At 41.9% G+C, this 25,144-nt stretch carries 26 protein-coding genes and 1 pseudogene; 14 read left to right on the top strand and 13 right to left on the bottom strand.

Annotated elements, in window-relative coordinates; translation table 11 throughout:
* Positions 1–3 precede the first annotated feature (3 nt).
* Positions 4–990, top strand: a complete 987-nt coding sequence (locus K217_RS0100850; RefSeq protein WP_338065577.1) for an AAA family ATPase — start codon at positions 4–6, stop codon at positions 988–990.
* Positions 987–1,730 (top strand): carbon-nitrogen hydrolase family protein, encoded by a 744-nt coding sequence (locus K217_RS0100845; protein ID WP_029551249.1) that lies wholly within the window; start codon positions 987–989, stop codon positions 1,728–1,730. Before K217_RS0100850 ends, K217_RS0100845 begins: the two co-directional genes overlap by 4 nt.
* A 23-nt stretch (positions 1,731–1,753) precedes the next feature.
* Here the strand turns inward: K217_RS0100845 and K217_RS0100840 are convergent, their stop codons facing one another.
* On the bottom strand, positions 1,754–3,091 hold the full coding sequence (locus K217_RS0100840) for an MATE family efflux transporter (protein ID WP_038028054.1): 1,338 nt from the start codon (positions 3,089–3,091) through the stop codon (positions 1,754–1,756).
* On the bottom strand, positions 3,081–3,911 hold the full coding sequence (locus tag K217_RS0100835) for a patatin-like phospholipase family protein (RefSeq protein WP_231476963.1): 831 nt from the start codon (positions 3,909–3,911) through the stop codon (positions 3,081–3,083). The genes K217_RS0100840 and K217_RS0100835 overlap by 11 nt, the downstream gene beginning before the upstream one ends.
* Before the next feature lie 63 nt (positions 3,912–3,974).
* On the opposite strand from K217_RS0100835, the gene K217_RS0100830 reads away from it, so the two are divergent.
* Complete coding sequence (locus K217_RS0100830; RefSeq protein ID WP_029551246.1) at positions 3,975–4,520, top strand: thermonuclease family protein; 546 nt, start codon at positions 3,975–3,977, stop codon at positions 4,518–4,520.
* On the opposite strand, the gene rsmA is transcribed toward K217_RS0100830, so the two are convergent.
* Positions 4,517–5,254, bottom strand: coding sequence for a 16S rRNA (adenine(1518)-N(6)/adenine(1519)-N(6))-dimethyltransferase RsmA (rsmA, locus tag K217_RS0100825; protein ID WP_029551245.1), 738 nt, complete (start codon positions 5,252–5,254; stop codon positions 4,517–4,519). The genes K217_RS0100830 and rsmA overlap by 4 nt on opposite strands.
* Before the next feature lie 53 nt (positions 5,255–5,307).
* Here rsmA and rplS point away from each other — a divergent pair, with 53 nt between their 5' ends.
* The 4 genes from rplS to K217_RS0100805 are packed head-to-tail and all read left to right on the top strand — an operon-like array spanning position 5,308 to position 7,367.
* Positions 5,308–5,682, top strand: coding sequence for a 50S ribosomal protein L19 (gene rplS, locus K217_RS0100820; protein ID WP_029551244.1), 375 nt, complete (start codon positions 5,308–5,310; stop codon positions 5,680–5,682).
* Positions 5,682–6,293 carry a ribonuclease HII gene (locus K217_RS0100815; RefSeq protein WP_029551243.1) on the top strand — a complete coding sequence of 204 codons (612 nt, stop codon included), beginning with the start codon at positions 5,682–5,684 and terminating at the stop codon, positions 6,291–6,293. Before rplS ends, K217_RS0100815 begins: the two co-directional genes overlap by 1 nt.
* Positions 6,271–7,131, top strand: a complete 861-nt coding sequence (gene rsmH, locus K217_RS0100810; RefSeq protein WP_029551242.1) for a 16S rRNA (cytosine(1402)-N(4))-methyltransferase RsmH — start codon at positions 6,271–6,273, stop codon at positions 7,129–7,131. The genes K217_RS0100815 and rsmH overlap by 23 nt, the downstream gene beginning before the upstream one ends.
* Positions 7,128–7,367: a hypothetical protein gene (locus K217_RS0100805; RefSeq protein ID WP_029551241.1), complete on the top strand. Its 240-nt coding sequence runs from the start codon at positions 7,128–7,130 to the stop codon at positions 7,365–7,367. Before rsmH ends, K217_RS0100805 begins: the two co-directional genes overlap by 4 nt.
* Here K217_RS0100805 and K217_RS0100800 read toward each other — a convergent pair.
* From K217_RS0100800 to hemN, 3 genes are read right to left on the bottom strand one after another with little or no spacing between them, the layout of a single operon-like run.
* Positions 7,364–8,608: a hemolysin family protein gene (locus K217_RS0100800; protein WP_029551240.1), complete on the bottom strand. Its 1,245-nt coding sequence runs from the start codon at positions 8,606–8,608 to the stop codon at positions 7,364–7,366. The two genes, K217_RS0100805 and K217_RS0100800, sit on opposite strands and share 4 nt — an antisense overlap.
* Positions 8,577–9,488, bottom strand: a complete 912-nt coding sequence (locus tag K217_RS0100795) for an ABC transporter ATP-binding protein (RefSeq protein WP_029551239.1) — start codon at positions 9,486–9,488, stop codon at positions 8,577–8,579. The genes K217_RS0100800 and K217_RS0100795 overlap by 32 nt, the downstream gene beginning before the upstream one ends.
* A complete protein-coding gene (gene hemN / locus K217_RS0100790; protein ID WP_029551238.1) occupies positions 9,485–10,855 on the bottom strand; it encodes an oxygen-independent coproporphyrinogen III oxidase in 1,371 nt (456 codons plus the stop codon). Before hemN ends, K217_RS0100795 begins: the two co-directional genes overlap by 4 nt.
* A gap of 45 nt (positions 10,856–10,900) precedes the next feature.
* On the opposite strand from hemN, the gene hemA reads away from it, so the two are divergent.
* From hemA to mutS, 6 genes are all read left to right on the top strand, one after another.
* On the top strand, positions 10,901–12,133 hold the full coding sequence (gene hemA / locus K217_RS0100785; RefSeq protein WP_029551237.1) for a glutamyl-tRNA reductase: 1,233 nt from the start codon (positions 10,901–10,903) through the stop codon (positions 12,131–12,133).
* Positions 12,072–12,371, top strand: a complete 300-nt coding sequence (locus tag K217_RS0100780; RefSeq protein ID WP_029551236.1) for an Lrp/AsnC family transcriptional regulator — start codon at positions 12,072–12,074, stop codon at positions 12,369–12,371. The genes hemA and K217_RS0100780 overlap by 62 nt, the downstream gene beginning before the upstream one ends.
* A 13-nt stretch (positions 12,372–12,384) precedes the next feature.
* Entirely contained in the window at positions 12,385–14,673 is a 2,289-nt protein-coding gene (gene pheT, locus K217_RS0100775; RefSeq protein WP_029551235.1) for a phenylalanine--tRNA ligase subunit beta, read from the top strand.
* 200 nt (positions 14,674–14,873) lie between these two features.
* A complete protein-coding gene (locus tag K217_RS0100770; protein ID WP_029551234.1) occupies positions 14,874–15,434 on the top strand; it encodes a 5-formyltetrahydrofolate cyclo-ligase in 561 nt (186 codons plus the stop codon).
* Between the two features lie 4 nt (positions 15,435–15,438).
* Positions 15,439–17,106: a ribonuclease Y gene (gene rny, locus K217_RS0100765; protein ID WP_029551233.1), complete on the top strand. Its 1,668-nt coding sequence runs from the start codon at positions 15,439–15,441 to the stop codon at positions 17,104–17,106.
* On the top strand, positions 17,096–19,633 hold the full coding sequence (gene mutS, locus K217_RS0100760) for a DNA mismatch repair protein MutS (protein ID WP_338065576.1): 2,538 nt from the start codon (positions 17,096–17,098) through the stop codon (positions 19,631–19,633). The genes rny and mutS overlap by 11 nt, the downstream gene beginning before the upstream one ends.
* 1 nt (position 19,634) lies before the next feature.
* Here mutS and K217_RS0100755 read toward each other — a convergent pair whose 3' ends face one another.
* From K217_RS0100755 to K217_RS0100730, 7 genes and pseudogenes are all read right to left on the bottom strand, one after another.
* Positions 19,635–19,865, bottom strand: a complete 231-nt coding sequence (locus tag K217_RS0100755; protein ID WP_029551231.1) for a hypothetical protein — start codon at positions 19,863–19,865, stop codon at positions 19,635–19,637.
* Positions 19,856–20,269: an NUDIX domain-containing protein gene (locus tag K217_RS0100750; RefSeq protein ID WP_029551230.1), complete on the bottom strand. Its 414-nt coding sequence runs from the start codon at positions 20,267–20,269 to the stop codon at positions 19,856–19,858. The genes K217_RS0100755 and K217_RS0100750 overlap by 10 nt, the downstream gene beginning before the upstream one ends.
* Positions 20,262–21,026 (bottom strand): imidazole glycerol phosphate synthase subunit HisF, encoded by a 765-nt coding sequence (gene hisF / locus K217_RS0100745; protein WP_029551229.1) that lies wholly within the window; start codon positions 21,024–21,026, stop codon positions 20,262–20,264. Before hisF ends, K217_RS0100750 begins: the two co-directional genes overlap by 8 nt.
* Positions 21,026–22,303, bottom strand: coding sequence for a DNA mismatch repair endonuclease MutL (gene mutL, locus K217_RS0100740; RefSeq protein WP_029551228.1), 1,278 nt, complete (start codon positions 22,301–22,303; stop codon positions 21,026–21,028). The genes hisF and mutL overlap by 1 nt, the downstream gene beginning before the upstream one ends.
* 71 nt (positions 22,304–22,374) lie before the next feature.
* Positions 22,375–23,346 (bottom strand): thioredoxin-disulfide reductase, encoded by a 972-nt coding sequence (trxB, locus tag K217_RS0100735; protein WP_029551227.1) that lies wholly within the window; start codon positions 23,344–23,346, stop codon positions 22,375–22,377.
* A 27-nt stretch (positions 23,347–23,373) separates the two neighbouring features.
* Positions 23,374–23,469, bottom strand: a pseudogene (locus tag K217_RS07585) (peroxiredoxin); the annotation flags it as partial.
* Positions 23,468–24,574: an NAD(P)H-dependent flavin oxidoreductase gene (locus K217_RS0100730; protein WP_029551226.1), complete on the bottom strand. Its 1,107-nt coding sequence runs from the start codon at positions 24,572–24,574 to the stop codon at positions 23,468–23,470. The pseudogene K217_RS07585 and the gene K217_RS0100730, both read right to left, overlap by 2 nt.
* A gap of 54 nt (positions 24,575–24,628) precedes the next feature.
* On the opposite strand from K217_RS0100730, the gene rimM reads away from it, so the two are divergent.
* On the top strand, positions 24,629–25,138 hold the full coding sequence (rimM, locus tag K217_RS0100725; protein ID WP_029551225.1) for a ribosome maturation factor RimM: 510 nt from the start codon (positions 24,629–24,631) through the stop codon (positions 25,136–25,138).
* Positions 25,139–25,144 lie beyond the last annotated feature (6 nt).

Below are 25,144 nucleotides of genomic sequence, written 5' to 3'. Positions count from 1 at the left end.
AAAATGAGTAAAAGCATAGCTAAGCATAAGGCTTACAAGGAAAGCTATTATCAGATATTTCATTACATTAAAATATTAACCGAGCTAATGAATCCTCAAAGTATCGTTGAAGGGGTAAGTTCTGTATTAAAAGGAAAGGAGGATGTGATTCTCAAAGTCCTTGTTTGCTTTCTTTCGGGTGGGCATGTGCTTTTGGAGGATGTGCCAGGAGTGGGCAAAACCACCTTAGCGCTTTCTTTTGCAAAGGTTTTAGGTCTGTCTTTTGCCCGTGTGCAATTTACCAGCGACCTTTTACCTTCGGACATACTGGGTGTGAGCGTATATGACCAGTCCAAAAAGTCCTTTGTATTTAAGCATGGTCCTATCTTCCACAACATAGTTTTGGCTGACGAAATTAACAGGGCTACTCCAAAGACACAGAGCGCTCTTTTGGAAGCCATGGCAGAAGCCAAAGTTAGCGTGGATGGCGTTACCTACGAACTGCCAAAACCCTTTTTTGTGATCGCAACCCAAAATCCAATAGAGATGTACGGAACTTTTCCACTGCCAGAATCTCAGTTGGACAGGTTCAGCATGAAAATATCCATCGGATACCCAGACAAGGAAACAGAAGCTAACATTCTCAGAGGGGACAATCCTTTGGAAAAGGTGGAAAAGCTAACTCCTTTGGTAAAACCTCACGAAATACTGGCGACCATGCATCAAATAAGTAAGTTTTACGTATCTCCCGACATAGCAAAGTTTGTGGTTGAAATAGTTACCAGAACAAGGAAACATCCTGAGGTTATTTTGGGCGTTTCCACAAGGGGTGCCATACATCTTATAAACTGTGCGAAAGCCTTAGCTTACTGTAGGGGCAGGGACTATGTAGTGCCGGAGGATATAAAGGACTTAGCTCCTCATTGTTTGGCCCACAGGATGGTCTTAAGGGAAGGGGTGGAAGGGGAAGAGCTGATAAAGGCTATACTGGAGGAGGTACCACCTCCTTGACAAAGCTTGCGGTTTTGCAGTGGCATGTTGTCTTTGGCAGTGTGCAAAAGAACAAGGATAAACTTTTGAGTTTTTTAAAACACTTGGAAGATGCCCTTGTGGTTGTCCCGGAGATGTTTCTTTTGGGTTTTGATTACGAAAACCTAAAAAGGCAGGTAATTTACTGCCAAGAGGTGGTGGAGGAGCTCAAAGAATTGTCCAGGAGTAAAAATCTTACGCTGGTGGGCACGTATCCGGAGGAGAGGGAAGGAAAGCTTTACAACACCGCTTTTGTAATATCTGAGGGCAAGCTTGTGGGAAGGAGAGACAAGATAAAACTCTTTCCTATTTACAGGGAGAACAAGTATTTTTCTCCTGGTGCAGAAAACCCTGTGTTTGAAACAAGGCACGGAAGGATTGGTATTCTCGTATGCTTTGAGTTAAGGTTTGCGAGTTTGGGGTGGGATCTAAGGAAAAAAGGAGCTCAGATCATAGCGGTGCCGTCTATGTGGGGTGCAAAAAGGAAAGAACATCTAAAGGTTCTTTCAAGAGCAAGGGCTATAGAGCTTCAGACTTTTCTTCTGCTTTCAAACGCGTGGGGGAAAATTGGCGAAGAGGAATACGCAGGCTGTTCTGCCATATACGACCCATGGGGAAATGTGCTGGCCTTTTCCGAAGAAGGGGAAAGTATTTTGGTAAGCTTGGCAGATACAAAAAAAGTGGAGGCGGTAAGAAGACTCATACCGGTTGATGATTGGTAAGGGAATGAGACACACGAAAAGAATTAAACTAACTTAGAAATAGTCTTTCTATAAGCAAAGTAAAATATAGCTGCCCTTAGTGTAGTTTCTATACTCATAAAAACCCAAGGGACCAAAGGGGAAGGAAAGAGTTTTAAGAAAACATAGGATGGAATTATTCTGAAAAGCCAAAAAGAAGTTATGTTGATGATAAGGGGAATTTGGGTTTTCCCCATGCCTTTTAGTGCGCCGGAGTATATGCTCGCATAAGCCATCTGAGGTTGGGACAGAGCGACAATTATCAAGTAATAAACTGCCAAGTGGATGACCTCCTTATCTTTCACAAACAATTGCGAAAGCTCGGCAGGAAATACTATCAAAAATATACCCACCAGTCCCATTATAGAAGCGGTAAGATGTGCGATTGTGGATATGCCGTATTCCAAGCCTCTGTAATTTTTAGCTCCAAAGTTCTGTCCAGATACAACAGTGGATGCGACCATAAAGCCAAAGCCAATCATAAAGGATACACTCTCTACCCTAAGGCCTACTTGATGCGCTGCAAGAGCCTTGTCTCCAAAACTTGCTACCATACCCACGAATACGTTAAAGGACAGACTGGTTATTCCTCTCTCCAGCGCAGTGGGAAGGCCTATTCTGAATGTTCTAAAAAGCACATCTTTTTCAAAGCTAAGCTTAATAGGAAAGGGTTTTTTGTGGAATAGATAAAGGTATAGGTAAGCTATAAGTCCAAAGATCTCCGAAAGGGCCACACCCCATCCAGCCCCTTCCACTTCCAATCTCGGAAAACCAAATTTGCCATAGATAAGCAGGTAGGCAAAGCTAATGTTTATAAGGCTCATAAGGAGGGATACTTTAAAAGGGCTTTTTGTATCTCCGTAACCATTGTAGGCGGCATAAAACGTTTCTGTGATAAAGCCAACTGTAATGAACGTAAAGATGGGGTCTAAGTATTTAGAAGATAGTTTGGCTACTTCCTCAGAAGCGCCAAATTTCACCATCAAGTAGGTTGTTAGGTCTGTACCAAAGAAGGTAAGGGGTAGGGCTATAAGGAATGATATGATCAAGCCCCATAGAAAGGCAGGAGAAGGGTCTTTGCCCGCTCCGGCCCTCTGAGCTACTAACACAGACGTGCCAGTATAGGAGAGTGCCATGAGGGAGTAGATAAACCACAGCATACTTGCGGAATATCCCACACTGGCTACTGCGGTGGAAGAAAGCCCAGACACTAAAACTATAGAAACCGTACTTTCTACCGTATAAAGAAGGTTTGAAAGAATAATAGGTAGTGCAAGCTTTGTAACCTTTTTGGCAACTTTAATCCTACCTTCAGACGGATCTATGAGAAGTTTATTGCTCATTGATAAATCTTTTCATAACCTCCAAACCTTTTCTGTAACCAAGTTGATAAATTTCATCTACCTTCCATAGATTGTGTAAGCTGTATCTTCCCAACTCCGGCACGATTAAAAAGTTGCAAAGCTCTTTCCTTTTTTCTACGTTGGACCTAATCGCAAGGACAAAGCTCCTCAACAGTATGCTTACTATATTTTTGGGCCTGTCTGCAGGATCCATGGGATTGACATCTACGCCTACCACCGGTATATCCCTTTTCAAAAAAGGTTCCACAGGCAGGTTGTTGGTAACTCCTCCATCTACCAATAGAAAGTGTTTGTATCTAACGGGCTCAAAAATGCCGGGCAAAGCACAACTTCCTAAAACGATTCTATAAAGATCACCTTCCGAAAAGTAAATAGTCTTTCCAGTAATTATATCAAGGGCGCACACATGAAATTCTTTTTTCAGCTCCTCTATCCTATCCACCTTCAGGTATTTTCTGAGAAACTTTTCTCCTTTTAAAAGGGAAAAAAACCCAAGTTTGGGAATCCTTGGCTTTATGTATCTAATCCACTCTCTGTCCTTTACTATTTTCAGCATCTCCTCAGGTGTATAGCCTGCGCAGTAGAAAGCCCCTACTAAGGCACCTGCGCTAACCCCACTAACACCAACTATTTCAAAACCAAGCTCTTCCAAAGCTTTTATAACACCTATGTGGGCTATACCCCTTACCGCGCCACCCGAAAGAACCAAGTTTATCTTCATAGAAGGATAAAGTATAAATAACACGTCGGATGAGAAACTACCTAAGCGCATAGCTTTTTCTGAAACCGCTATAGCCATAAAGGTAAGCCAAAAGCGTTATACCTTTCCTCTTTCTCACTCAACAAGTATAATAACTAGAAAATGCGCACAGTTATATTATTCTATATTTTGCTTCTTCTGTTTTCTTATTCGTGTAAAGAAAGCACAAAGGCTAACAAAGAGGAAAACGAGGCTAAGATACCTTGTCGGGTGGTAAAGGTAATAGATGGGGATACTTTTACCTGCACCTTAAAAAATGGGGAGGAGATAAAAGTTAGGCTGATAGGGGTGGATACTCCAGAAAGTAGGGAAGGTCCCAAGTTGGAAAGGGATGCAGAAAGGACAGGATTGAGTAAAAAGGAGATCCTAAGGATGGGAAAAGAGGCTACTGAATATACGAAAAAGCTTTTACCCAAGGGAGAGGTAGTCTATTTGGAACAAGATGTCCAGCCTACAGATAGATACGGTAGAGTCCTTGCTTACGTGTGGCTTAAGGACGGCAGAATGTTAAACGAGTTATTACTGCTTGAAGGAATGGCACAAGTTTATACTATCCCACCAAACGTGAAATATCAAGAGAGACTTCTCAAAGCCCAAAAGAAAGCCATGGAGGAGGGGAGAGGATTTTGGAGCGTAAATAAACCTTAGAGTTCCTTTAGCTGATACGCAAAGAAAAGTCTTTGTATCTCTTCTAAAGAAAGTTCTTCAACCCTTTTTGAAGGGTCTATAAAAGCTTTTTTTAGTATATCCTCTGGAAATTTGTTCCTTAAGGTCTTTCTCTTAAAGGAGAAAAGTTTTGTCAGAAATGCTTTGTATGTTTTCAAATCTATATTCAATTTTTCTTCCTTTCTGACGAGCTTTATGACTGCGGACTGGACCTTTGGTGGTGGTAAAAAAAATCTGGGTGGCACCGTCATAACATAGGTGATTTGGAAGAAGGTTTTAAGAAAGCAACCAAGCCAAGAAGTGCCCTCTATGAGCTTTTCTGCTACCTCCTTTTGGACCATAAAAACTGCCAAATTTATGCAATTGTGACAAAAAACTGTTCTTTCAATTATAAGAGTTGCCATATTGTATGGTAAGTTTCCCAAGATCTTTATTTGTTTTCCGATTTTGCAATAATTAAACTCAGAAGCATCTGCGTGATAGATTTTTAACCTTTTGTCTTCCAACTTTTTCAGTTCTTTAATCATATCTGGATCTATCTCTATACAGTGAATTTCCTTTACAGAAGTCTTTAAGATTTCTTTAGTTAAACTTCCTGTGCCGGGACCTATCTCTACTACAACATCTCCTTCGTTTAATTCTGCAACGTCCAAAATCTTTTTTGCCACGCCGGGGGAGACCAACAAATGCTGTCCGTATCGCTTTTTTAAGCGCACCTTAACTCTCCTTTTATGTTATAATAACCTTTTTTGAATACGGAGGTATAGCCATGAGTAGCTTACTACAAGACATAGAAAAAGCATACATCCCAGCTAAGGAATATCCAGAGTTAAAGGTGGGAAATACGGTTAGAGTGTATTACAAGATCGTGGAGGGCGATAAAGAGAGAATACAGCCCTTTGAAGGTGTGGTAATAAGGATAAGGGGTTCTGGTTTGGGTAAAACCTTTACGGTTCGTAAGGAATCTTACGGTGTGGGTATAGAGAGAACATTCCCTTACTACAGCCCAAACATTGAGAAAATAGAGCTTGTTAAGTATGGTAAGGTGCGTAGAGCAAAACTTTACTACCTTAGAAAATACAAGGGTAAAGAAGCGCTCAGCAAAGTAAAGGAAATAAAGCCTTGGGAAGTGAAGAAAAAGTAATGCTTGAGTGGGAAATTCCCCTTTGGGAGAAAGGGCTTACAGTAGCAGGTGTGGATGAGGCAGGAAGGGGTCCTTTGGCAGGACCAGTGGTAGCCTGTGCGGTAATTCTCCCTCCCTTTACACAACCATTCATAAAAGGAGACTCAAAGAAACTATCTTCAAAGGAAAGAGAGGACGCTTACGAATATATAAAACAGATAGCTTTGGCTGTAGGCACAGCAGTGGTGGATAGCACGGTAATTGACAGGCTTAACATTCTGAAGGCTACGAAGTTGGCAATGGAAAGGGCTTTGCAAGATCTTAAGATGAAATTTGACGTAGTTATCACAGATCACGTAAAGTTGGAAAACTACAACTGCATAGCTTTAACAAAGGGAGATGAAAAGAGCCTTAGCTGTGCGTGTGCGTCTATAGTGGCAAAGGTGTTAAGAGACAGAATCATGGAGCACTACCACCAAATCTTTCCTCAGTTTAATTTTCAAAAAAACAAAGGATATCCTACAAAGGAGCACATCAAAAGCCTAAGGTTAAACAAACCAACTATAATACACAGGAAAAGCTTTATGCCGGTAAGACAATTGGAGCTTTATGCACAAACCCGTTTTACTTGAAGAAGCTGTAGATCTACTTTTGGGAGGGGGCGGAAAGATCTTTGTAGATTGCACCGTAGGGCTTGGAGGTCATGCAAGAAAAATACTGGAGAAAAATCCGGAGGCATTTCTAATAGGCATAGACAGAGACCCTTATGCCCTTGAAATTGCAAAGGAAAACCTGAAGGAGTTTGACGGAAGATTTAGCTTATACAAAGCTAATTATTCTGATTTTGACTTGGTTTTAAAAGAAGAAGGCATAGCCTTAGTTGATGGTTTTTTGTTTGACTTGGGCGTGTCTATGTATCAACTCAAAAGTCCGAGGGGATTTTCTTTTCAAAGGGACGATCCGTTGGACATGAGAATGGATCCTGAGGATAGGATCACCGCTTACGATGTGGTAAACAGATATTCAGAAAAAGAGTTGGAGAGAATAATAAGAGAGTATGGGGAAGAAAAAAAGGCAAGGGCCATTGCCAAAGCTATAGTCCTGCAGAGAAGTAAAAAACCCATAGAAACCACAAAGGAGCTTGTGGATGTAATTCTTTCTGTTTTGAAAAGACGGGGCAAGATCCATCCTGCTACCAAGGTGTTTCAGGCTATAAGGATAGAGGTAAATAGGGAGTTGGAGCATCTGAAAATCGCTTTGGAGAAGGTGCCAACCTACCTAAGAAGTGGTGGCAGGTTAGTAGTTATATCCTTCCATTCCCTTGAAGACAGGATAGTAAAAAAGTTTTTCAAAGAACACTCCTATCAGTTTAAGATTCTCACAAAAAAGCCGATAACTCCCAAAAAGGAGGAAGTGATGCAAAACCCAGCAAGCAGGAGTGCTAAACTAAGGGCTGGAGTTAAGATATGAGGTATATTGTGCTTTCAATCTTACTAATAACTTTGAATTTTCTCTACTCCGCTTATTCTATAAGAGTGGCTAAAGAATACGCCAGCAAATTAACGGAGTTGAGAAAGGAATTAGAAAAAAACCTTTCCCTAAGAGTGAGCTATTCAAACGCAGTAAATTATCTAAAAGCCAAAGAATGGACTAAGGAAAGGGGCTTTATCCCGGTAAGCTGGGATAAGGTAAGCTTAATAGATTAGAGCTTTTGCTCTTCTAAACTCAGTGCCAAAAGACTTATTACTCTGTTGCCCTCCATTTTATCCACCACAAACTTGTATCCACCATATTCAAACTCATCCCCCTCTTCCGGAACCTTGGCAAGGTTTTTCATGACAAAGCCTCCGATTGTGTCGTATTCATAATCCTCCGGAAGCTCAATCCCAAGCCTTTTTGAAACAGTTTCCACATCAACCCAACCGTAAATCCTGTATACCCCCCTACCCACTTGCTGAAAATTCTCTTCCCAGCTTTCTGGGAACTCCTCGAAGAGAAATTCAAGTATGTCTCCTATGGTTACAATTCCCACAAGCTCACCGTGTTCGCCAACTACGATTGCTATCTGAGAGTTGTTTTTACGCATTTCCAATATCAGATCTTTCAACACCATTACTTCGGGAACTATCAGTACTTCCCTTTTAAACTCCTTTAACTTTCTGTTTAAATTTTCTTCAAAGGGAACAATCTCTTTTACAAAAATAACACCTGTTATACTATCTGGGTTTTGCGAATATACCGGAATTTTGCTATGCTTTCTTTCCAAAATCTTCTGATAAACTTCTCCCACCGTTTTTTCTTCATCCAAAAGAAAAAGGTCCGGTCTTGGCGTCATTATCTCTTTAACAGTGGTTTCTTTTATAGATATAGCTTTCTCTACCATCTTTTTTTCTTCCTCGCTGAAGAGTCCTTTTCCGTATCCGATGTCAAATATTTCCCAAAAGACCTTCTCCTTATCGTTATCTTGGTCCGCTTCGGTCATGGGTAAAAGACTGCCAATTGATCTGCTGAATATAGCCCTTAGAGGGTAAAGCAGGGTGTGTATTAAGTAAAAAGGAACTGAGTAGAATAAGGACAAGCGTGTAGCAAAGTGTAGGGCTACGTTTTTTGGTATAACTTCGCCAAAAATAAATATCAGAAAACTTATTAGCAAAGCGGAAAAGGTCGCACCACCCTCTCCAAAGTGAGATACGAATAATGTGGTGCCATAAGCGGAAAGAAGCACGTTTGCAACTTCATTTCCTATAAGAATGGAAAGTAAAACTTCACGGGGCTTTGAAAGGAGTTTGATTACTAACTTATATAGTCTGCTGTGGGAGTATTTTCTAAGAAGATAGCGGTTTGTGCCAAAAAAGACCACCTCCGACGAAGAAAAAAAACCAGAAAGATAGAGAAGAAAGACAAATACCGCCAGTTCAGTATATATTACAGCAGACGAACCTTCCATCTATGAATGCCTCCCTTAACTCTGCTTTACATTCATCCATCCTATACTCGCACAGAGGGTAAAAAGGACAAGCTTCCTCTGAATACATCTGCACGTCAACAGTCTTTAAAGTTTTTCTTTCAGAGGGATGTTCTGCAGGCATGTTCTGTATAAGATACTTAGTATAGGGATGTAAAGGTGACTTTAAAACATGCTGTTTTGTCCCCATCTCTAAGAGCCTGCCTCTATAAAGGACCGCCACACTATCTGCAACATACTCCACAGACCTAACATCATGCGTTATCAAAAGAACAGATATGCCCTTAAGTTTTAGTTTTAAGAAAAGCTCAAGTATGCCTCTTCTGAGGCTCGCATCCAAGGAAGCGGTTGGCTCGTCAGCAACTATAAGCTTTGGTTCCAATACGGTAGCTCTTGCTATTGCAACCCTCTGTTTTTGCCCTCCGGAAAGCTGATAGGGTTTTCTGTGCAGATACTCTTCAGTCAAACCTGCTTCCAGTAGTGCATAAAGGATCTTTTTCTCCCTGTCTCTGTATTTGTGAACTATTAAAGGTTCTTCCAGTATTTCTTTTACGCTCATACGTGGATTTAAAGAAGAAGCTGGGTCCTGAAAAACTGCGGATACATAGCGGGTGTATTCTTTACCAAAGTTTGAAATTTCCCTGCCATCAAAGAAGATTTTACCCTCAGTTGGTTTTTCCAACCTTAGAATGAGTTTTCCCAAAGTGGTTTTGCCAGAACCAGACTCTCCAACCAGTGCTAAAATTTCACCCACCTTTATTTGCAAGCTCACACTTTTAAGGGCAAAGAAGTTCCTACTTTTAAACAGGCCTACCTGTAACTTGTATGCCTTGCTTACTTGTTGGACGCTTAGAAGATTCATATTGTTCTGGAAAAGCGAAGCTCTTTTTTCTGTGGTAGGTATTGGTCAAAGACCATGGCTATGTTCCTTATTAAAAGCCTTCCCATTGGCGATACCCTTATGGACCTGTCCTTTATCTCCAAAAGTCCGTCCTCTTCCATTTCTTTAAGCTTAGATAGTTCTGCTTCAAAGTGGTCTTCAAAGGATATGCCAAAGGTATTTTCTATCTTATCAAACTCGCACCGGAAGTTGCACATAAGGTCCATGATAACTTCTCTTCTAATCAAGTCCTCTTCGTTCAAAATATACCCTCTCATGGTGGGAAGGTCCATATTATCCAAAGCCAGGTAGTATTCCCTTATGGTCTTGTAGTTTTGAAAGTAGGCATCCTCCAGCATACTTATAGATGTCGCACCTATACCTATAAGATCTACACCCTTTTTGGTGGTATATCCTTGAAAGTTTCTCCACAGGGTGCCGTTTTGCTGGGCTATAGAAAGCTCATCTTCAGCTTTTGCAAAGTGATCCATACCAATGTAGAGATAGCCTGCCTTTTGGAAAAGTTCTATGGTCATTTCCAAGATCTTTAATTTGTCTTCTGGAGGGGGTAAGGTGTTTGGGTCTATCTTCCTCTGCAAGGGCTTTAACCAAGGCACATAGGCAAAGTTATAAACCGCTACCCTATCTGGGTTAAGCTCTATGGTCTTTTCTATGGTTCTTTTGAACTTCTCTGGTGTCTGATAGGGAAGCCCGTATATAAGGTCTATGTTTATGCTTTTAAAGTTAAGTTCTCTTAGCCTTTTCATAACCTCTTTCATTAAAGATTCTGGCTGTATTCTGTTTATTGCCCTTTGCACCTCTTCGTCCAAGTCCTGAAGTCCCATACTTATTCTGTTAAAACCTAAGTCCCTTATGGTTTCCAACTGACCCTCTGAAAGATACCTCGGGTCGATTTCTATGCTTATCTCTCCCTCTTTATCTATCTGGAAAGTTTGACTTAGCTTTCCATACAGCTCCCTCATTTCTTCGTTGGTTAAAAAGTTTGGAGTGCCTCCACCCCAATGAAGTTGAACCACTGGTCTGGATAAGTCAAGATACTGACTGATAAGATCTATTTCTTTGTATAAGTAATCTAAGTATTTTCTTGACACGTCTTTTCTGTGGGATATGATTACATTGCATCCGCAAAACCAACAGGCGCTTTCACAGAAAGGTATATGCACGTAAATAGAAAGGGGTCTTTTCTTTTTGTTGCTTTCCAAAAGCTTTCTTTTGTAATCCTCCTTTCCAACTCCAGTGTGAAATTCAGTAGCGGGGGGATAGCTTGTATATCTTGGTCCAGGTCTGTCATACTTCTCTATCAGCTCTTTGTTAAATAATGTCTTCATAAGTCTATTAATTTATGCCAAAGGTCTATATTATTATATGATGTGATGCAGAACATATTTGTATGGGGTTTTAACTTTAGGACAGCTCCCATAAGCGTTAGGGAGATCTTAGCCTGTAGTAAAGAGGAGATAAAAAACCTCTTGCCTGCGATAAAATCATACTCTGGTGCAAAGGAATTGGTAATGCTTAATACTTGCAACAGAGTGGAGTTTTACACTGTATGCGAAGACTATAGCCAAGTTTATGCCATCGTAGAAAGTTTTTTGGATATAAAGGGAGTTAGTCAGAACTACAGAAAATACTCTTTCTTTTTGGAAGGTAAAGACGCCATAGCTCACATTTTTAGAGTATCAAGCAGTCTTGATTCTATGGTGGTGGGCGAAAGCCAAATCGTATCTCAGTTTAAAGAAGCTTTTCAAATAGCAAGGGATGTGGGCACAGTTGGGAAGATCTTAAACAGGGTTTTTGAGAAAGCTTTGAGAACCGCCAAAAGAGTGAGAACAGAGACAGGTATAGGAAAGAGTGCGGTTTCAGTAAGCTATGTTGCTGTGGAGTTAGCCAAGCAGATATTTGGCAATCTGAGCAAGGCTCAGGTTTTGTTGATAGGAGCCGGGGAGATGGCAGAGCTTGCAGCCAAGTATTTCAAAAAACTAAAGGCTAACATCTTTATAGCCAACAGAACTTACGAAAAGGCTTTAGAACTGGCTAAGGAGTTGGAGGGTAACGTAATAGTTTATAACGAGCTGGAGGATCATCTACACAAGTTTGATATAGTTCTTTTGTCCACCGGTGCTAAAAATTATGTGCTTACAAAAAACATGGTTGAGAAGGCTATGAAGAAAAGGGACTACAAGCCTATGTTTATCATAGACATATCTGTGCCAAGAAACGCAGAACCGGACATAAACGAGGTGGATCAAGCTTTCCTTTACAACATAGATGACCTAAAGGTCATATCTCAGGAGAACCTAAGGGGACGCTTAAGGGAAAAGGAAAAAGGTGAGATTATTGTGTGGGACGAAGTAGAGAAGTTCTTTAGGTGGCTTGAGTTTCTTAAGATAGAAGACAGAATAGTTAAAATAAAGAGCCTTTGGGCAGATGTGGAAAGAAGGGAACCTAAGTTTAGAAAATTTCTTTACCACGCCCTAAGGGAGATAAAAAAAGATCCTATAGGTTCGGAAAAGTTGGTTAAAATACTTCTTCAGGAGGATGAGAATGCAAACGAGGCCAGAAAATTATCCGATGTCCATAACCGAGCTGATGGAATTAGAATCTGAGTATTCAATCAAAGCCTACATACTCATAAAGGCGGATCCAAGGGAAATACCTTCAATTATGTTAGCCCTATCCACCTTTGATGGAGTGAAAACTGCGGACGTGGTAACTGGTCCTTACGACATTATAGTATTTGTGGAAGTAAAAAATCAGGATGAATTGGGAAGACTTGTGATAAACAAAATCCACTCCTTAGAGGGGGTGAAAGAAGCACTTACCTGTGTGGTAGTCAGAATATAAAGATCTAAACTCCATGAAAGTTCCGCTAAGTTGGCTTAATGAATTTGTTGATCTGGAAGGAATAGAGCCAGAGGACATAGCAAGGGCTTTAACTCTAAGGAGCGTAGAGACTAACCTAAGTGTGTGGGATGCAGAATTAGAAGGTGTGGTTTTTGGAAAGGTTGTTAGTCTTTGGGAGCATCCAAAAGGCGAGGGTCTAAAGGTCTGCAAGGTTAAAATAGGGGAAGATAGGGCGCTTCAGGTAATAACCAAAGACACAAGTTTAAGAGAAGGTGAGGGTGTTTTGGTTGCCCTTCCGGGGGCAAAGGTGGGAGGAAAAATTATCAAAGAGAAGGAATTTTTTGGTGTGGTTTCAGAGGGTATGCTTTTGTCTGCTTCCGAGCTTGGTTTGGAGGACCGCTCAGAAGGAGTTATAAAGGTTGATGAGGACTATCCTTTGGGCACCTCCGGTAAGGAAGTTCTTGGATTTGGAGAGCCAATATTGGAGATAGAGATCACACCAAACAGAGGTGACCTTCTCAGTGTCATTGGCGTTGCCAGAGAGCTTTCCGCACTCTTTGACCGCCCTATGAAGCAGACAAAAGAATATCAGCTGGAGGACTTTGGAAGCTTAGACATAAGGATAGAGGATCCGCATTGTAAAAGATACAGAGGGGTTCTCATAAAGGGAGTGAAGGTAAAGGATGCGCCCCTTTGGCTAAAAAGAAGGCTCTGGCAGTGTGGAATAAAGAGTATAAACAACGTGGTGGATGTAACCAACTACATAATGCTGGAAAGGGGACAACCTCTTCATGCTTTTGATTGGGACAAAATAGAAGGATACATAGTAGTAAGAAGTGCAAGGGTGGGAGAAGGTATAAACACGCTAACGGGTGCATACAAACAACTAACCGAACAAAACCTGATCATAGCAGACAGCAAAAAGCCTTTAGCCATAGCGGGTGTGGTTGGTGGTTTGGACAGTGCAGTGGATAAAAACACCACAAACGTTTTGTTGGAAGCTGCTTACTTTGACCCATACAGAATCAGAAAATCTGCCAAAAGCTTGGGAATACAAACTGAAAGCTCCTACAGGTTTGAAAGGAACGTAGACATTGACGCCTTAAAGCGCTATCAAAACATTGCTACAGAACTAATTCTAAGATTGGCTGGAGGCAAAGTGAATGCGGTAAGGGACGTATATCCTGAGCCATACAAAGCTTTAAAGGTCTTTCTATCTTTTGGAAAATACAAAAGATATACGGGAGAGGACTTAGACAAGGAGTTTGCCCTTAGGGTTTTACAAAGGCTCGGTTTTGAATGCTCTGAATCTACCTGCGGTTTGAATGTTTTTGTGCCCGCCTTTAGAAGCTTTGACGTAAAGGGAGAGGCAGATGTGGTGGAAGAGCTAATAAGGGTTAAAGGCTATGACAGCCTAAGGCAGGAGCCCTTATTTATCCCCTCTAAGGCAAAAAGAATTGACAGACTTGAAAGCACAATAAGAAACTTTTTGTCTTCCAGAGGTTTTTTTGAAGTGCTTAACTTTTCTTACGAAAGCTTAGAGCTTTATACGATCCTGGGCTTGGAACCGCCAAAAATTGAAATAACAAATCCTCTGCTAAAAAACGAAAGGTTTTTGCGCACATCCTTAATTCCCTCTCTGATTAAATCTTGCCTTTACAATAAGAAGAACTTTGTTCAACAGGTAGCCATCTTTGAGTTAGGCAAAGTTTTCTTTGAAAACGGGGAAGAAAAAAGATTAGGGCTTTTGTCCTGCGATAGTCACTCTTTGGAAGACTTTAGGACTTTGGTTTCAGACCTTCTAACTTATATAAGCGTGGAGCACTTTTCCCAAAGGTCCAACTATCCATTCCTGCATCCTAACCTTCAGGTAGAGTTTATCGTTGGAGGACAAAGGGTAGGATTTTTAGGGGTTCTTCATCCACTCATACAGAAAGAGCTGGATATAAAAGGTAGCGTTCTGATCTCTGAACTTGAAGTTGAAAAGCTTCAACCTAATAAGGTTAAGTATAAAAGCATTTCCAATTATCCTCCTGTGGTTAGGGACATTTCTCTGGTTATGGACAAAGGGCAATCGGTGGATAAATTAATTTTATATATTAGAGACCTGGAAGAGGTGGAAGATTTGAGCGTTTTTAGCGTATGGACTAACGAAGAAGTGCTTGGGGAAGGCAAGAAAAGTGTCAGTATTAGGCTCTTTTTGAGAAGCACAAAAGGTAGTATGTCTGACGAAGAAGCCAACAGCATAGTGTTTAAGTTGGTGGAAGACTTAAAGAAAGAGTTTAACGTGAGCCTAAGGTAAAGCAAGCCTGCCCCGCTTGTAGTGGAGAGGATACAATTGGGGTCCACAAGGTGAGGCTATAGGGAGTCCGGGCTCCAGGATAGTCCCAGCGAGGACATCCTGGGAGGACACCCACCTATTGATGTCGGGGCCCACCAAAGCCTCTTCCACTACGGCCGGGTGGGTTTTCTTGCCTTCCCCTCCTTAACAGGAGGTGGAAGATGAAAACTCTAAGCAAAAAAGAACTTAGAAATACAATCAGAAGTTTAAGAAGGGGATTACCAACTGACGAGCACCGCATACTTTCCCAAAGGATTTTGGAAAACATAAAAACTTTCGGTATTTTAGGCGACGCTAAAGTGATCTTAGCGTTCTGTCCCTTTGATGGAGAGCCAGACATTTCTCCGATGTTTGACGAAATACTCAAGTCTGGAAAGGATCTCGTTTTACCCAAAGTTGTGGGCAACAGCTTAAAGCTCTGCAGAGTTCATTCCACTGAAACGCTCAGCGCCGGTAGTTTTTGTATTCTTGAGCCCGCAGAGTGCGAAGAGGTAGATCCAGAAAAGATAGAACTGGCCTTTATTCCCGGAGTTGCCTTTGACAAAAGAGGCTGTAGGCTGGGTATGGGAAAGGGCTATTACGATAGGATACTGGGGAGGGTAAAGGGTTTGAAGGTGGGAGTAGCCTTTAGCTTTCAGGTCCTTGAAAAGATCCCCTGCGACCCTTGGGATCAAAGGGTAGATGCGGTTTTGACCGAAGAAGGAATCTTTTACAGGAGGTAGGAAGATGGGTGAAAACGTGCTGATTTTTTTATTAGCTTTATTATTCTTAGCTGTTGGAATTGTTATAGGTCTTTTCCTTTTTAGAAAAAAACCTACGCAGGTGCCCACACAATCGGAAGAGGTGCGAAGGCTTTTGGAAAGTGCCCAAAGGGAATACGAAAAGATCATAAACCTTGCAAGGGAAGAAGCCCACAGGATTAGACAGGAAGCGGAAGAGAGAAGAAGGGAAATAGAACAACAGTTGGCCCAAAAGCGATCAGAGCTTGAAAAAAAGGAACAGGAGCTTGAACAGAAAATAAGAACTGCAGAGCAAGCCTTAAATCAAAGGGAGCAATCCTTGATCCAAAAGGAACAGACCATAGAAAGAAGGTTTGAGGTCCTTGAAAGAAGAGAAGAAGAGCTTTACAAAAGAGAAAAGGAGCTAAGGGATTTGGAAAGGCAAGTAGAAAAGGCTCAGAAGGATTTAGAAAACAAAATCAAAGAGATTCAAGAATTAGAAAGGGAAGTTCAAGGACTGAAGGAAAAGGAATTGCTTGAGCTTCAAAGAATAGCGAATATGACGATGGAAGAAGCCAGAGCAGAGATCTTAAGAAGGACGGAGGAGTCTGCAAGGATAGAAGCTATAAAAATAGCCAAGAGGATAGAGGAAGAAGCAAAGGAAATGGCAGATTTGCGTGCAAAGAGGATCATAACTACCGCTATCCAAAGACTGGCACCGGAGATAGCTGTAAATTACACCACTGTCACTGTAGAACTTCCTTCCAACGACTTTAAAGGAAGGATAATAGGAAGGGAAGGTAGAAACATAAGGACCTTTGAACAATTAACAGGTGTAGACCTCATCATTGACGACACACCAGACATAGTTACCATATCCTGCTTTGACCCTCTCAGAAGAGAAATAGCAAAGGAAGCTTTAGAAAGGCTAATAGAGGATGGTAGAATACACCCTGCCAGGATAGAAGAGGTGGTGAATGAAGTTAAGAAGGAGATAGACGAGAAGATAAAAAAGGCTGGAGAGGAAGCGTGCATAGAGCTTGGGCTATACGACATAAACCCAGGACTTTACTACTACATCGGAAAGCTCTACTATAGGACCAGTTACTCTCAGAACGTGCTTTTGCACTCAAAGGAAGTCGCATACATTGCAGGGTTGTTGGCGGAAGAGCTTGGATTGGATGCTAAGATGGCAAGGAGGGCAGGGCTTCTTCATGATATTGGTAAGGCTGTATCTCACGAACTTGGTGGTTCTCACACAGACATAGGCATAGAACTTTGCAAACGCTATGGAGAACCTGATCCAGTGCTTAATGCCATAAAGGCGCACCACAACGAGGAACCTGTCAGATATCCAGAGGTAGCCCTGGTGTGTGCTGCAGATGCTTTATCTGCTGCAAGACCTGGTGCAAGGAGAGAAACCTTAGAAGCCTATTTGAAGAGATTGGAAAAGCTTGAGCAAATTGTAAAGTCCTTCAAAGGTGTGGCAAACGCTTACGCAATCCAAGCGGGAAGAGAGGTAAGGGTTATAGTAAATCCGGAGGAGATAAGCGACGAAGAAGCCTATCAACTATCAAAGGACATTGCAAAGAAGATAGAAGAGGAGCTTGAGTTTCCAGGTCAGATAAAGGTGGTGGTTATTAGGGAGACAAGGCATGTGGAATATGCAAAGTGAAGACCTAACTCCGATGCTTTCTCAGTATCATGCCCTAAAAAGACAGTATGCGGATTGTTTGCTTTTTTTCCGTCTTGGAGATTTTTACGAGCTGTTTTACGAGGATGCGATAATCGGTTCAAAAGAGCTTGGGCTTGTACTAACTTCAAGACCTGCTGGGAAGGGTAAGGAAAGGATTCCCATGTGCGGAGTCCCCTACCACGCATCCCAGTCTTACATATCAAAGCTTGTAAGTCGTGGGTATAAGGTTGCCATATGCGAGCAGTTAGAAGATGCATCCCAAGCCAAAGGGGTGGTAAAAAGGGACGTCGTAAGGGTTCTAACGCCCGGCACTTACTTTGAGAAAGATCTTACAGGTTTAGCTTGTGTATACCGAAAAGGACAGAAGGTTTATTGCTCTTACCTTAGTCCATCCACCGGTGAATTTTTGGTAGGAAGGTTCAACAAGGACAACTATCTGGAGTTCCTTTTGAAGTTTCAGCCAAAGGAGATTTTGACCCATGAAAAGGTAGACGACAGTACGCAGAAGATTCTAAAAAGTTTTTTCACTCTATACACCGAAGAAGACATCCAAGCGGGTCTTGAACTTATAAAAAAAGACTTTAACATCTTCCACTGGTCAGGTTTAGGATTTGAAGAGGAAGAGTTTTTAATACCTTGTGGTGTAGCCTATCTTTACCTGAAGAGAACACAGAAGGGCTTTACCCCCTATGTGCAAAAGCCTAAACCCTATGCAGGAGAGGGTTATGTTGCTATAGACTATCGCACCAGAAGGGGGCTTGAACTTTTGGAAAGCTACGAAGGAAGGGAAGACCTCTCCCTTTTTGGCGTTATAAACAGGACCCTTACCGGTATGGGAAGAAGACGCCTGAAGTTTAGGATCACCCATCCCTTTCTCAGGGAAGAAGACATAAAAAAGGTTCAACAAGCGGTTGAAGAGCTGTTGGAAAACAGAGAGCTTTTAAAGAGTATAAGATCCAAGCTTGAAAACATGCCAGATTTAGAAAGACTTGCCTCACGTATTAGTGGCAATGTAGCCACTCCAAGGGAATTTGCATTGCTCAAAAAGGCGCTAAAACTTTTGCAGGAAACAAAAAATATTTTGGAACACTGCCAGTCAGAACTTCTAAAAGATCTATTTCACAGTTTAGAAGACTTAGATGACATCTATCAGGACATAGAAAAAACTTTGGTGGATGATCCGCCCATACACCTAAAAGAAGGTGGGCTTATAAAGGAAGGTGTCCATCAGCAGTTGGATGAGCTAAGAAACCTAAGGGACAAAACAGAAACAATCTTAAGGGAATACGAAGAAAGATTGAGAAAAGAAACAGGCATACAAAGTCTAAAGATAGGCTACAACAAAGTTATGGGATACTACATAGAGGTAACAAAGCCGAACCTAAGATACGTGCCAAGCTACTTTAGGCGCAGACAAACCCTATCTAACTCAGAGAGATTTACTACAGAAGAGCTCCAGAGGTTGGAAGAAAAAATCATCTCTGCCGCAAGCAGGGCAAACGAGATAGAGTATCAGCTGTTTTTAGACCTAAGGGAAAGGGTTTTAGAAAACATACACAGGGTCCACAGAAACGCTCAGCACATCGCAGAATTAGATTACATTCAAAGTTTGGCACAGATAGCCTTAGAGAAAGGATGGAAAAAGCCTGAACTTTCCAAAGACAAGATCATACAAATAGAAGAAGGAAGGCATCCGGTGATAGAACACTTTGTTAAAGACTATGTGCCAAACGACACATACATGGACGAACAAAGCCTTATACACATAATCACAGGACCGAACATGGCGGGAAAGTCAAGTTACATAAGGCAGGTTGCCATTTTGGTTCTTCTGACTCACATGGGTTCTTTTCTTCCATGCAAAAGCGCACGCATAGGTTTGGTGTCTTCTATCCACGCAAGGATTGGTTCAGGGGATATATTAGCTTTGGGAGTATCCACCTTTATGAACGAGATGATGGAGGTTTCTGCCATCTTGAACTCTGCAAATGAGAGAAGCCTTATCATTTTAGACGAAGTAGGAAGGGGCACATCCACCTACGATGGCATAGCCATATCAAAGGCTATCGTTGAGTATATAGCAAAGAAAGTAAAGGCGCGCACCTTAGTAGCGACACACTACTTGGAACTTACAAGCCTGGAGGAAGATTTTCCGCAGATCAAAAACTACCATATGGCGGTCTCCGAAGGAAAGCAGGAGATAAACTTTTTATACACCCTAAGGAAGGGAAGTGCAAAGGGCAGTTTTGGAATATACGTCGCAAAGAAGGCAGGTCTTCCGGATGAGATCATCCTCAGAAGCCAGGAAATTTTAGCAAGCTTTGACAGAACTTTACCTATTTTAGAAAAGGTCTATGAAGACTCAAAAAGATTAGAGGAGGAGATGATCTATAAGGAAGTTTTGGAAAGCTTAGAAAGGTTGGACATAGCTAATCTTACACCCCTTAAAGCACTTCTTATACTTGCAGAGCTCAAAGAAAAATTAACATCAAAGATCAATCCTTAGTTCATATATCCTCACCCCTAAGTATCCTTTGGGTGTAATTCACGCACGCCAGCACCATAAACATGAGGGCATGATTTTGGGTGTTCGGAAGCTCTTCTTTTACCCAAAGGCTACCGTCTTCCTTTTTTACCAGTTTTATGTATTTAAATGCTTCTTCTGCCAACTTTCTGTTTGAAACCTTCTCCAAAACCTTTTGTTTTATTTCCTCCGGAACAGGCTCCTCTACAAACATCTAAGGTAATCCTCAAGTATTTTTGCGTGATCAAAAACTATTTTATCAAAAGGTATTTGTTCTAAAGGGAAAACCATAACCTTCTTTGCGTCATCACCAGCCTTTGGCTCTCCTTCCGCATCCAAAACGAAAACCACAGAAACCACATGAAAGCGAGGGTCCCTATTTGGCTCAGAGTAAACCCCCAAAAGCTTTACGATCTTAGCATCCAAACCCGTTTCTTCCTTTACTTCTCTTAGCACTGCCTCCTCTACCCTTTCCCCAACCTCCACAAAACCACCAGGAAGGGCAAAACCATAAGGCTCATAATGCCTTTCTATAAGGACTATCCCTTTGAACCTCTTACCACTCCAAACCCTAACAATACCGTCCACCGCAAGAAAAGGAGTTTTTGGCTCAAACATGAGCTAACCTCACGTTTATTCCTCTGCTTTTGAGATACTTTTTCAGCTCTGGAATGCTTACCTCTTTGAAGTGGAACAAAGAGGCAGCAAGGGCTGCATCTACCTTAGATTGGGAAAACACCTCATAAAAGTGCTCCATATTACCCGCACCACCGGAAGCTATTACTGGTATTCTTACAGCCTCAGACACCGCCCTGTTGAGCTCTATATCATAACCCCTCTTCGTTCCGTCCGCATCCATAGAGGTTAGAAGGATCTCACCTGCACCCAAGCTTTCTACCCTTTTTGCCCACTCTACCACATCCAAACCCGTGGGCGTCCTTCCTCCATGAATGTAAACCTCCCATCCTTTACCAGACCTTTTGGCATCTATTGCTATAACTATACACTGGGAGCCAAACCTTTTGGCAGATTCGTAAATAAGCTGAGGGTTTTTAACCGCAGAAGTGTTGATAGAAACTTTGTCCGCGCCAGCCTCCAAAAGCTTTCTTATGTCCTCCAAGGACGCTATTCCTCCTCCAACAGTAAAAGGCATAAAGACAGTTTCCGCAACGTTTTTTACTACGTCTATTAAGATCTTCCTTCCTTCTGCGGACGCACTTATATCCAAAAAGACCAACTCGTCAGCCCCCTGATCTTCATAACTCTTTGCTGCTTCCACCGGATCCCCCGCATCCCTTAAATTTTGAAACTTTACACCTTTTACCACCCTTCCCCTATCCACGTCTAAGCACGGAATGATCCTCTTTGCAAGCATCACAGCTTCCTTCCTATCTGCTGGTAGATCTCTTTAAGCGGTATTCTGTAGTATAGAGGTCTTCCGTGCGGGCAGGTGTGAGGATTGTTTAGCTCCACCCACTTTTTCAATAAACCGTTGATTTGGACAAAAGAGAGCTTTTCTCCACCTTTTACTGCAGTTTTGCAAGCTTTATCCGAAGAAAAACCCATCTCGTAGTTTATCCTCTCAGCCAAAAGATGTTGGTCTATAAAGTAAAGACTTTCTATCCATTTTACCACCAATATTGTATCATCTATTATTCCCACCAGTTCAGGTTCAGCAAGGTATTTACACTCCTCTTGGGCAAGGGAAGGCACATAAACTTTTTGCTTTTTTAAAAGCTCACCCAAAAGTTCTTTTACCTTTCCTTCCTGAATTAGGCGCACTTCCGCTTTTTTTGGATGGACGTTTATGTCCAGCATAAAGGGGGGCACATCCAAAAAACAGAAAGCTATCCTTCTGTGCCCTACTGCTCTTCTCAGATATTCCAAAAGACCCCTGTTTTGGACGGGCCTTGAGTTGATAAAGAGCTTTAAATCTCCCCTCTTTTGGGACAAAGACACAAACAGGCGCACCTCTATCCCGTACCCTTTCAACTCCCGCTCTTCAAACTTTGTATTGTACAAATCTTCCAAGCGCTCCTTAGTATCCTTAGCAGGTGGGAGGTTTAGAATCTCTTTTCCATCGCTGATGACTCTAAGGGCTATCTGTGGTTTTGCTATTGCATAGTCTTTCAAAAGGCGCAGTATTCTTGCTCTTTCTGTGTCTTCTTTCTTTAAGAATCTCTGTCGCACGGGCAAATTGTAAAAAAGATCATAGATCTCAACCTTTGTTCCTACGGGCATACCCTTTTCCCTAACAGAAAGAACTTTACCACCCTCTACTTTCATCTCATAGCCTTTTTCTTCTTTGTAGAACCTGGAGCTTATGTTAAGTTTGCTGACCTGAGCTATGGCATAAAGAGCTTCTCCCCTAAAGCCGTAGGTCTTAAGGGACATAATGTCCTCAAAGCTTTCAATTTTGCTTGTGGAAAAGGGGAGAATAACCTTTGGCAAGTCCTCTGGGTGTATGCCGACGCCGTCATCTTTTACAGATATGTATCTTTTACCTCCTTTTATTATTTCTACTTCTATCCTATTTGCCTGCGCATCAAGTGCGTTCTCTACAAGCTCTTTTACACAATCCAGGGGGCTTTCTATAACTTCTCCAGCGGAAATCTTGGCTCTTACATCCTCCGGAAGAATTTTAACAAACATTTACCATTGAGGCTTGGGATTGCTTGGCTCGTTTATTGCGAATGATTGCTTACGCACTAATTCCAAACTCTTTACCATTGGGCTGTTATCTTGGACTTTTTGTTTAAGTATTTATCAACCGCCAATGCAGCCTTAACCCCATCTGCAGCGGCTATAACTGCCTGTTTTATGTTTGTGCAAAGCACGTCCCCTGCTGCAAACACGCCGGGCACAGAGGTCATCATCTCCTCATTTACCACTATACAGTCTCCATCGGTCATCTCTACTTGGTTCATCAAAAAGTCCACAGAGGGCTTGTTTCCACCCAAGAATATAAATACACCATCCACTTCAAGACGTTTCTTTTCTTTTGTTTCTATATTTTGCACATCCAAACCTTCTACAAAGGATGTGCCAACTATCTCAAGGACCCTGTGGTGTATCAGCACCTCCACCTTCGGATTGGACTTTATCTCTTCCACAATCTCTGGCGGTGCCTTTATCCTTGAAGAAGGAACCACCAAGTATATTTTACTGGCAAACCTGCTTATAAACTCCGTTTCCTCCAAAGCATAGTCATCCTCTCCAACGACCGCCACCGGCTTTCCTTTGAAAAAGGCTGCATCACACACGCCACAGTAAGACACACCCTTTCCTAAGAACTCCTCTTCGCCTTTGTATTTGTTCGTTCTCTCCATAGCACCGGAAGCAATTATCACTGCCCTACCCTTAAACTCCCTTCCGTCTATGGTGTATACCTTCTTGATATCACCCAGAAGGTCCGTAGCGATCACCTTACCTCTTACAAACTTAGCACCAAAGTCCTTTGCGTGATCTCTCATTAACTTTAAAAGTTCATAGCCTGACAAAGGTCCCCTTATGCCTGGATAGTTTTCTATTTGCTGTGTTACTCCAAGAGCACCGTCCGCTTCCGCTCTGTAAAGCACAAGTGTAGAAAGTCCAGCCCTTGCGGTGTATATTGCTGCGGAGGAGCCGGCAGGACCGGCACCTATGATAATAACATCGTATATTTCATCTGTGTTGAAGTTAAGCGTGAGCTCCATTTTTTTCCTCCAAAGTTATAAATATAATCAGACTTTGAGTGCTTCATATACCCTTCCTACCAATTCTGGAGAAGGCTTTAAGGTTTTTTCGCCCTCCTCCCACTTGGCAGGGCAGGCTTCATCATAACGTAGGGTCTTCCCTTTTTCCAGTTAGGATTTCTATTAACTCTTTTACTGTTATTATACCCTGTTTTTTCAGTAGATGTCCGTTTGCCCCACTTATGAATATCCCCTCTTCATAGTTGCCAAGCCATGCTGCACCCAACCTGTCTGCTATACAAAAGCCAACTTTTTTTGCCTCTTCACCTTTGTTGCAAGGCATCACACAATGGGATATACATCCATTCCAACCGTTGTATCCAAGCAAGAGTCTTTCTATAAAAGGCGTTTTTACCACCCTAAGGGGATACCCTACGGGAGATTTAAAGAGTATTATATCTTCTTCTTCAGCCTTCAGAATGACATCTTTGTAAATGTCAGGTGCATCACACTCCACCGTAGCAATAAAACGCGTCGCAATTTGCACCCCACTTGCTCCTCTCTCCATATACCACACTATATCCTTATAGCTCCAAATACCACCTGCTACTATTACAGGAATGTTGCCCCATTTTTTACTCTCTTCCAACACCGAAGGAAAAAGGTTTTCCAGCTGATACTCCTGCATAAAACACTCTTCATATTTAAAACCTTGATGCCCCCCAGATTTTGGACCTTCTAAAATAACTGCATCGGGTAATCTTTTGTATTTTTTCTCCCAAGTTCTGCATATCAAGTTTAAAGCCCTTGCAGAGGAAACTATGGGTATAAGCGCCACATCTGCACCCTGAGCATACTCGGGCATTCTAAGGGGCAATCCCGCACCGGTTATGATCGCATCAGCTCCTGCTTCTATTGCGTCTTGTAACACTCTGCCATAGTCGGTTATTGCGTAAAGGATATTAACCCCGATGGCACCCTTGCCTTGAGAGATTTCCTTTGCCTTTTTTATCATCAGTGTTAGGGCTTCTTTGCTGTGAGTGTATATTGAACCTATCGGTCTTCCGAATTTATCCCTTTTAACCATCTCAGGAAACCTATATCCAGTGCCAACTGCGGATATAACACCCATTGCACCTTCCCTTGCAACAGCACCCGCTAACCTTTCCCACGACAAACCAACCCCCATACCACCCTGTATTATGGGAACTTCCAGTTCTATCTTTCCTATTTTCAACCGCTTTAACATAAAAGCACCTCGTTCTATAATTTAAACAATGTACTTAGGTGTTGCAAGCTCGGTATGGAAAATTTCATAGTTGTGGGTAGAGTGACAAGTACCTTTGGTTTGAACCAAGAGCTTAAGGTGGAAACCTATCTGCCTCCAAAAGAGTGGAAAGGTATAAAAAGGATCTTTTTCAAGAAAAAAGGTGGCGATTATGTCCCTTTTGAAGTTGAAAAGCTGAAAGCACATGGGAAAAAATGGGTTGTTTTAAAGCTAAAGGGGGTTGATAGCCAGGAAGGGGCAAAAAAGTTTATAGGTGCCAAGATTTTTCTTCCGCAAGAAGATCTCCCTAAGAGAAAGGAGGGAGAGTATTACTTTTTTGAATTGGAAGGTTTAGAAGTTAGGAGTAATAGTGGTGAATATTTGGGAAGGGTTAGCGGTGTTGTGGAGGTTAAGGATAATGTATATCTTGAAGTAAATGGCGGAAAGGTGCTTATTCCCTTTACAAAAGTGTTTGTTTTAGAAGTTAAACCTGATGAGGGGTATTTGGTTGTTGCAGATATGCTAAAGGAACTGTTTGATTTATAATTTTTC

The organism is Thermocrinis jamiesonii (assembly GCF_000702425.1).
Taxonomy (GTDB): domain Bacteria; phylum Aquificota; class Aquificia; order Aquificales; family Aquificaceae; genus Thermocrinis; species Thermocrinis jamiesonii.
This window is presented reverse-complemented; position numbering and strand designations above follow the sequence as displayed.

Excerpts from the sequence above, each read along its gene's own strand:
- K217_RS0100850 (WP_338065577.1), top strand. The coding sequence starts at position 4 with ATGAGTAAAAGCATAGCTAAGCATAAGGCTTACAAGGAAAGCTATTAT.
- K217_RS0100840 (WP_038028054.1), bottom strand. The coding sequence starts at position 3,091 with ATGAGCAATAAACTTCTCATAGATCCGTCTGAAGGTAGGATTAAAGTT.
- K217_RS0100835 (WP_231476963.1), bottom strand. The coding sequence starts at position 3,911 with ATGGCTATAGCGGTTTCAGAAAAAGCTATGCGCTTAGGTAGTTTCTCA.
- K217_RS0100830 (WP_029551246.1), top strand. The coding sequence starts at position 3,975 with ATGCGCACAGTTATATTATTCTATATTTTGCTTCTTCTGTTTTCTTAT.
- rplS (WP_029551244.1), top strand. The coding sequence starts at position 5,308 with ATGAGTAGCTTACTACAAGACATAGAAAAAGCATACATCCCAGCTAAG.
- K217_RS0100815 (WP_029551243.1), top strand. The coding sequence starts at position 5,682 with ATGCTTGAGTGGGAAATTCCCCTTTGGGAGAAAGGGCTTACAGTAGCA.
- rsmH (WP_029551242.1), top strand. The coding sequence starts at position 6,271 with ATGCACAAACCCGTTTTACTTGAAGAAGCTGTAGATCTACTTTTGGGA.
- K217_RS0100805 (WP_029551241.1), top strand. The coding sequence starts at position 7,128 with ATGAGGTATATTGTGCTTTCAATCTTACTAATAACTTTGAATTTTCTC.
- K217_RS0100800 (WP_029551240.1), bottom strand. The coding sequence starts at position 8,608 with ATGGAAGGTTCGTCTGCTGTAATATATACTGAACTGGCGGTATTTGTC.
- K217_RS0100795 (WP_029551239.1), bottom strand. The coding sequence starts at position 9,488 with ATGAATCTTCTAAGCGTCCAACAAGTAAGCAAGGCATACAAGTTACAG.
- hemN (WP_029551238.1), bottom strand. The coding sequence starts at position 10,855 with ATGAAGACATTATTTAACAAAGAGCTGATAGAGAAGTATGACAGACCT.
- hemA (WP_029551237.1), top strand. The coding sequence starts at position 10,901 with ATGCAGAACATATTTGTATGGGGTTTTAACTTTAGGACAGCTCCCATA.
- K217_RS0100780 (WP_029551236.1), top strand. The coding sequence starts at position 12,072 with ATGCAAACGAGGCCAGAAAATTATCCGATGTCCATAACCGAGCTGATG.
- pheT (WP_029551235.1), top strand. The coding sequence starts at position 12,385 with ATGAAAGTTCCGCTAAGTTGGCTTAATGAATTTGTTGATCTGGAAGGA.
- K217_RS0100770 (WP_029551234.1), top strand. The coding sequence starts at position 14,874 with ATGAAAACTCTAAGCAAAAAAGAACTTAGAAATACAATCAGAAGTTTA.
- rny (WP_029551233.1), top strand. The coding sequence starts at position 15,439 with ATGGGTGAAAACGTGCTGATTTTTTTATTAGCTTTATTATTCTTAGCT.
- mutS (WP_338065576.1), top strand. The coding sequence starts at position 17,096 with ATGCAAAGTGAAGACCTAACTCCGATGCTTTCTCAGTATCATGCCCTA.
- K217_RS0100755 (WP_029551231.1), bottom strand. The coding sequence starts at position 19,865 with ATGTTTGTAGAGGAGCCTGTTCCGGAGGAAATAAAACAAAAGGTTTTG.
- K217_RS0100750 (WP_029551230.1), bottom strand. The coding sequence starts at position 20,269 with ATGTTTGAGCCAAAAACTCCTTTTCTTGCGGTGGACGGTATTGTTAGG.
- hisF (WP_029551229.1), bottom strand. The coding sequence starts at position 21,026 with ATGCTTGCAAAGAGGATCATTCCGTGCTTAGACGTGGATAGGGGAAGG.
- mutL (WP_029551228.1), bottom strand. The coding sequence starts at position 22,303 with ATGTTTGTTAAAATTCTTCCGGAGGATGTAAGAGCCAAGATTTCCGCT.
- trxB (WP_029551227.1), bottom strand. The coding sequence starts at position 23,346 with ATGGAGCTCACGCTTAACTTCAACACAGATGAAATATACGATGTTATT.
- K217_RS0100730 (WP_029551226.1), bottom strand. The coding sequence starts at position 24,574 with ATGTTAAAGCGGTTGAAAATAGGAAAGATAGAACTGGAAGTTCCCATA.
- rimM (WP_029551225.1), top strand. The coding sequence starts at position 24,629 with ATGGAAAATTTCATAGTTGTGGGTAGAGTGACAAGTACCTTTGGTTTG.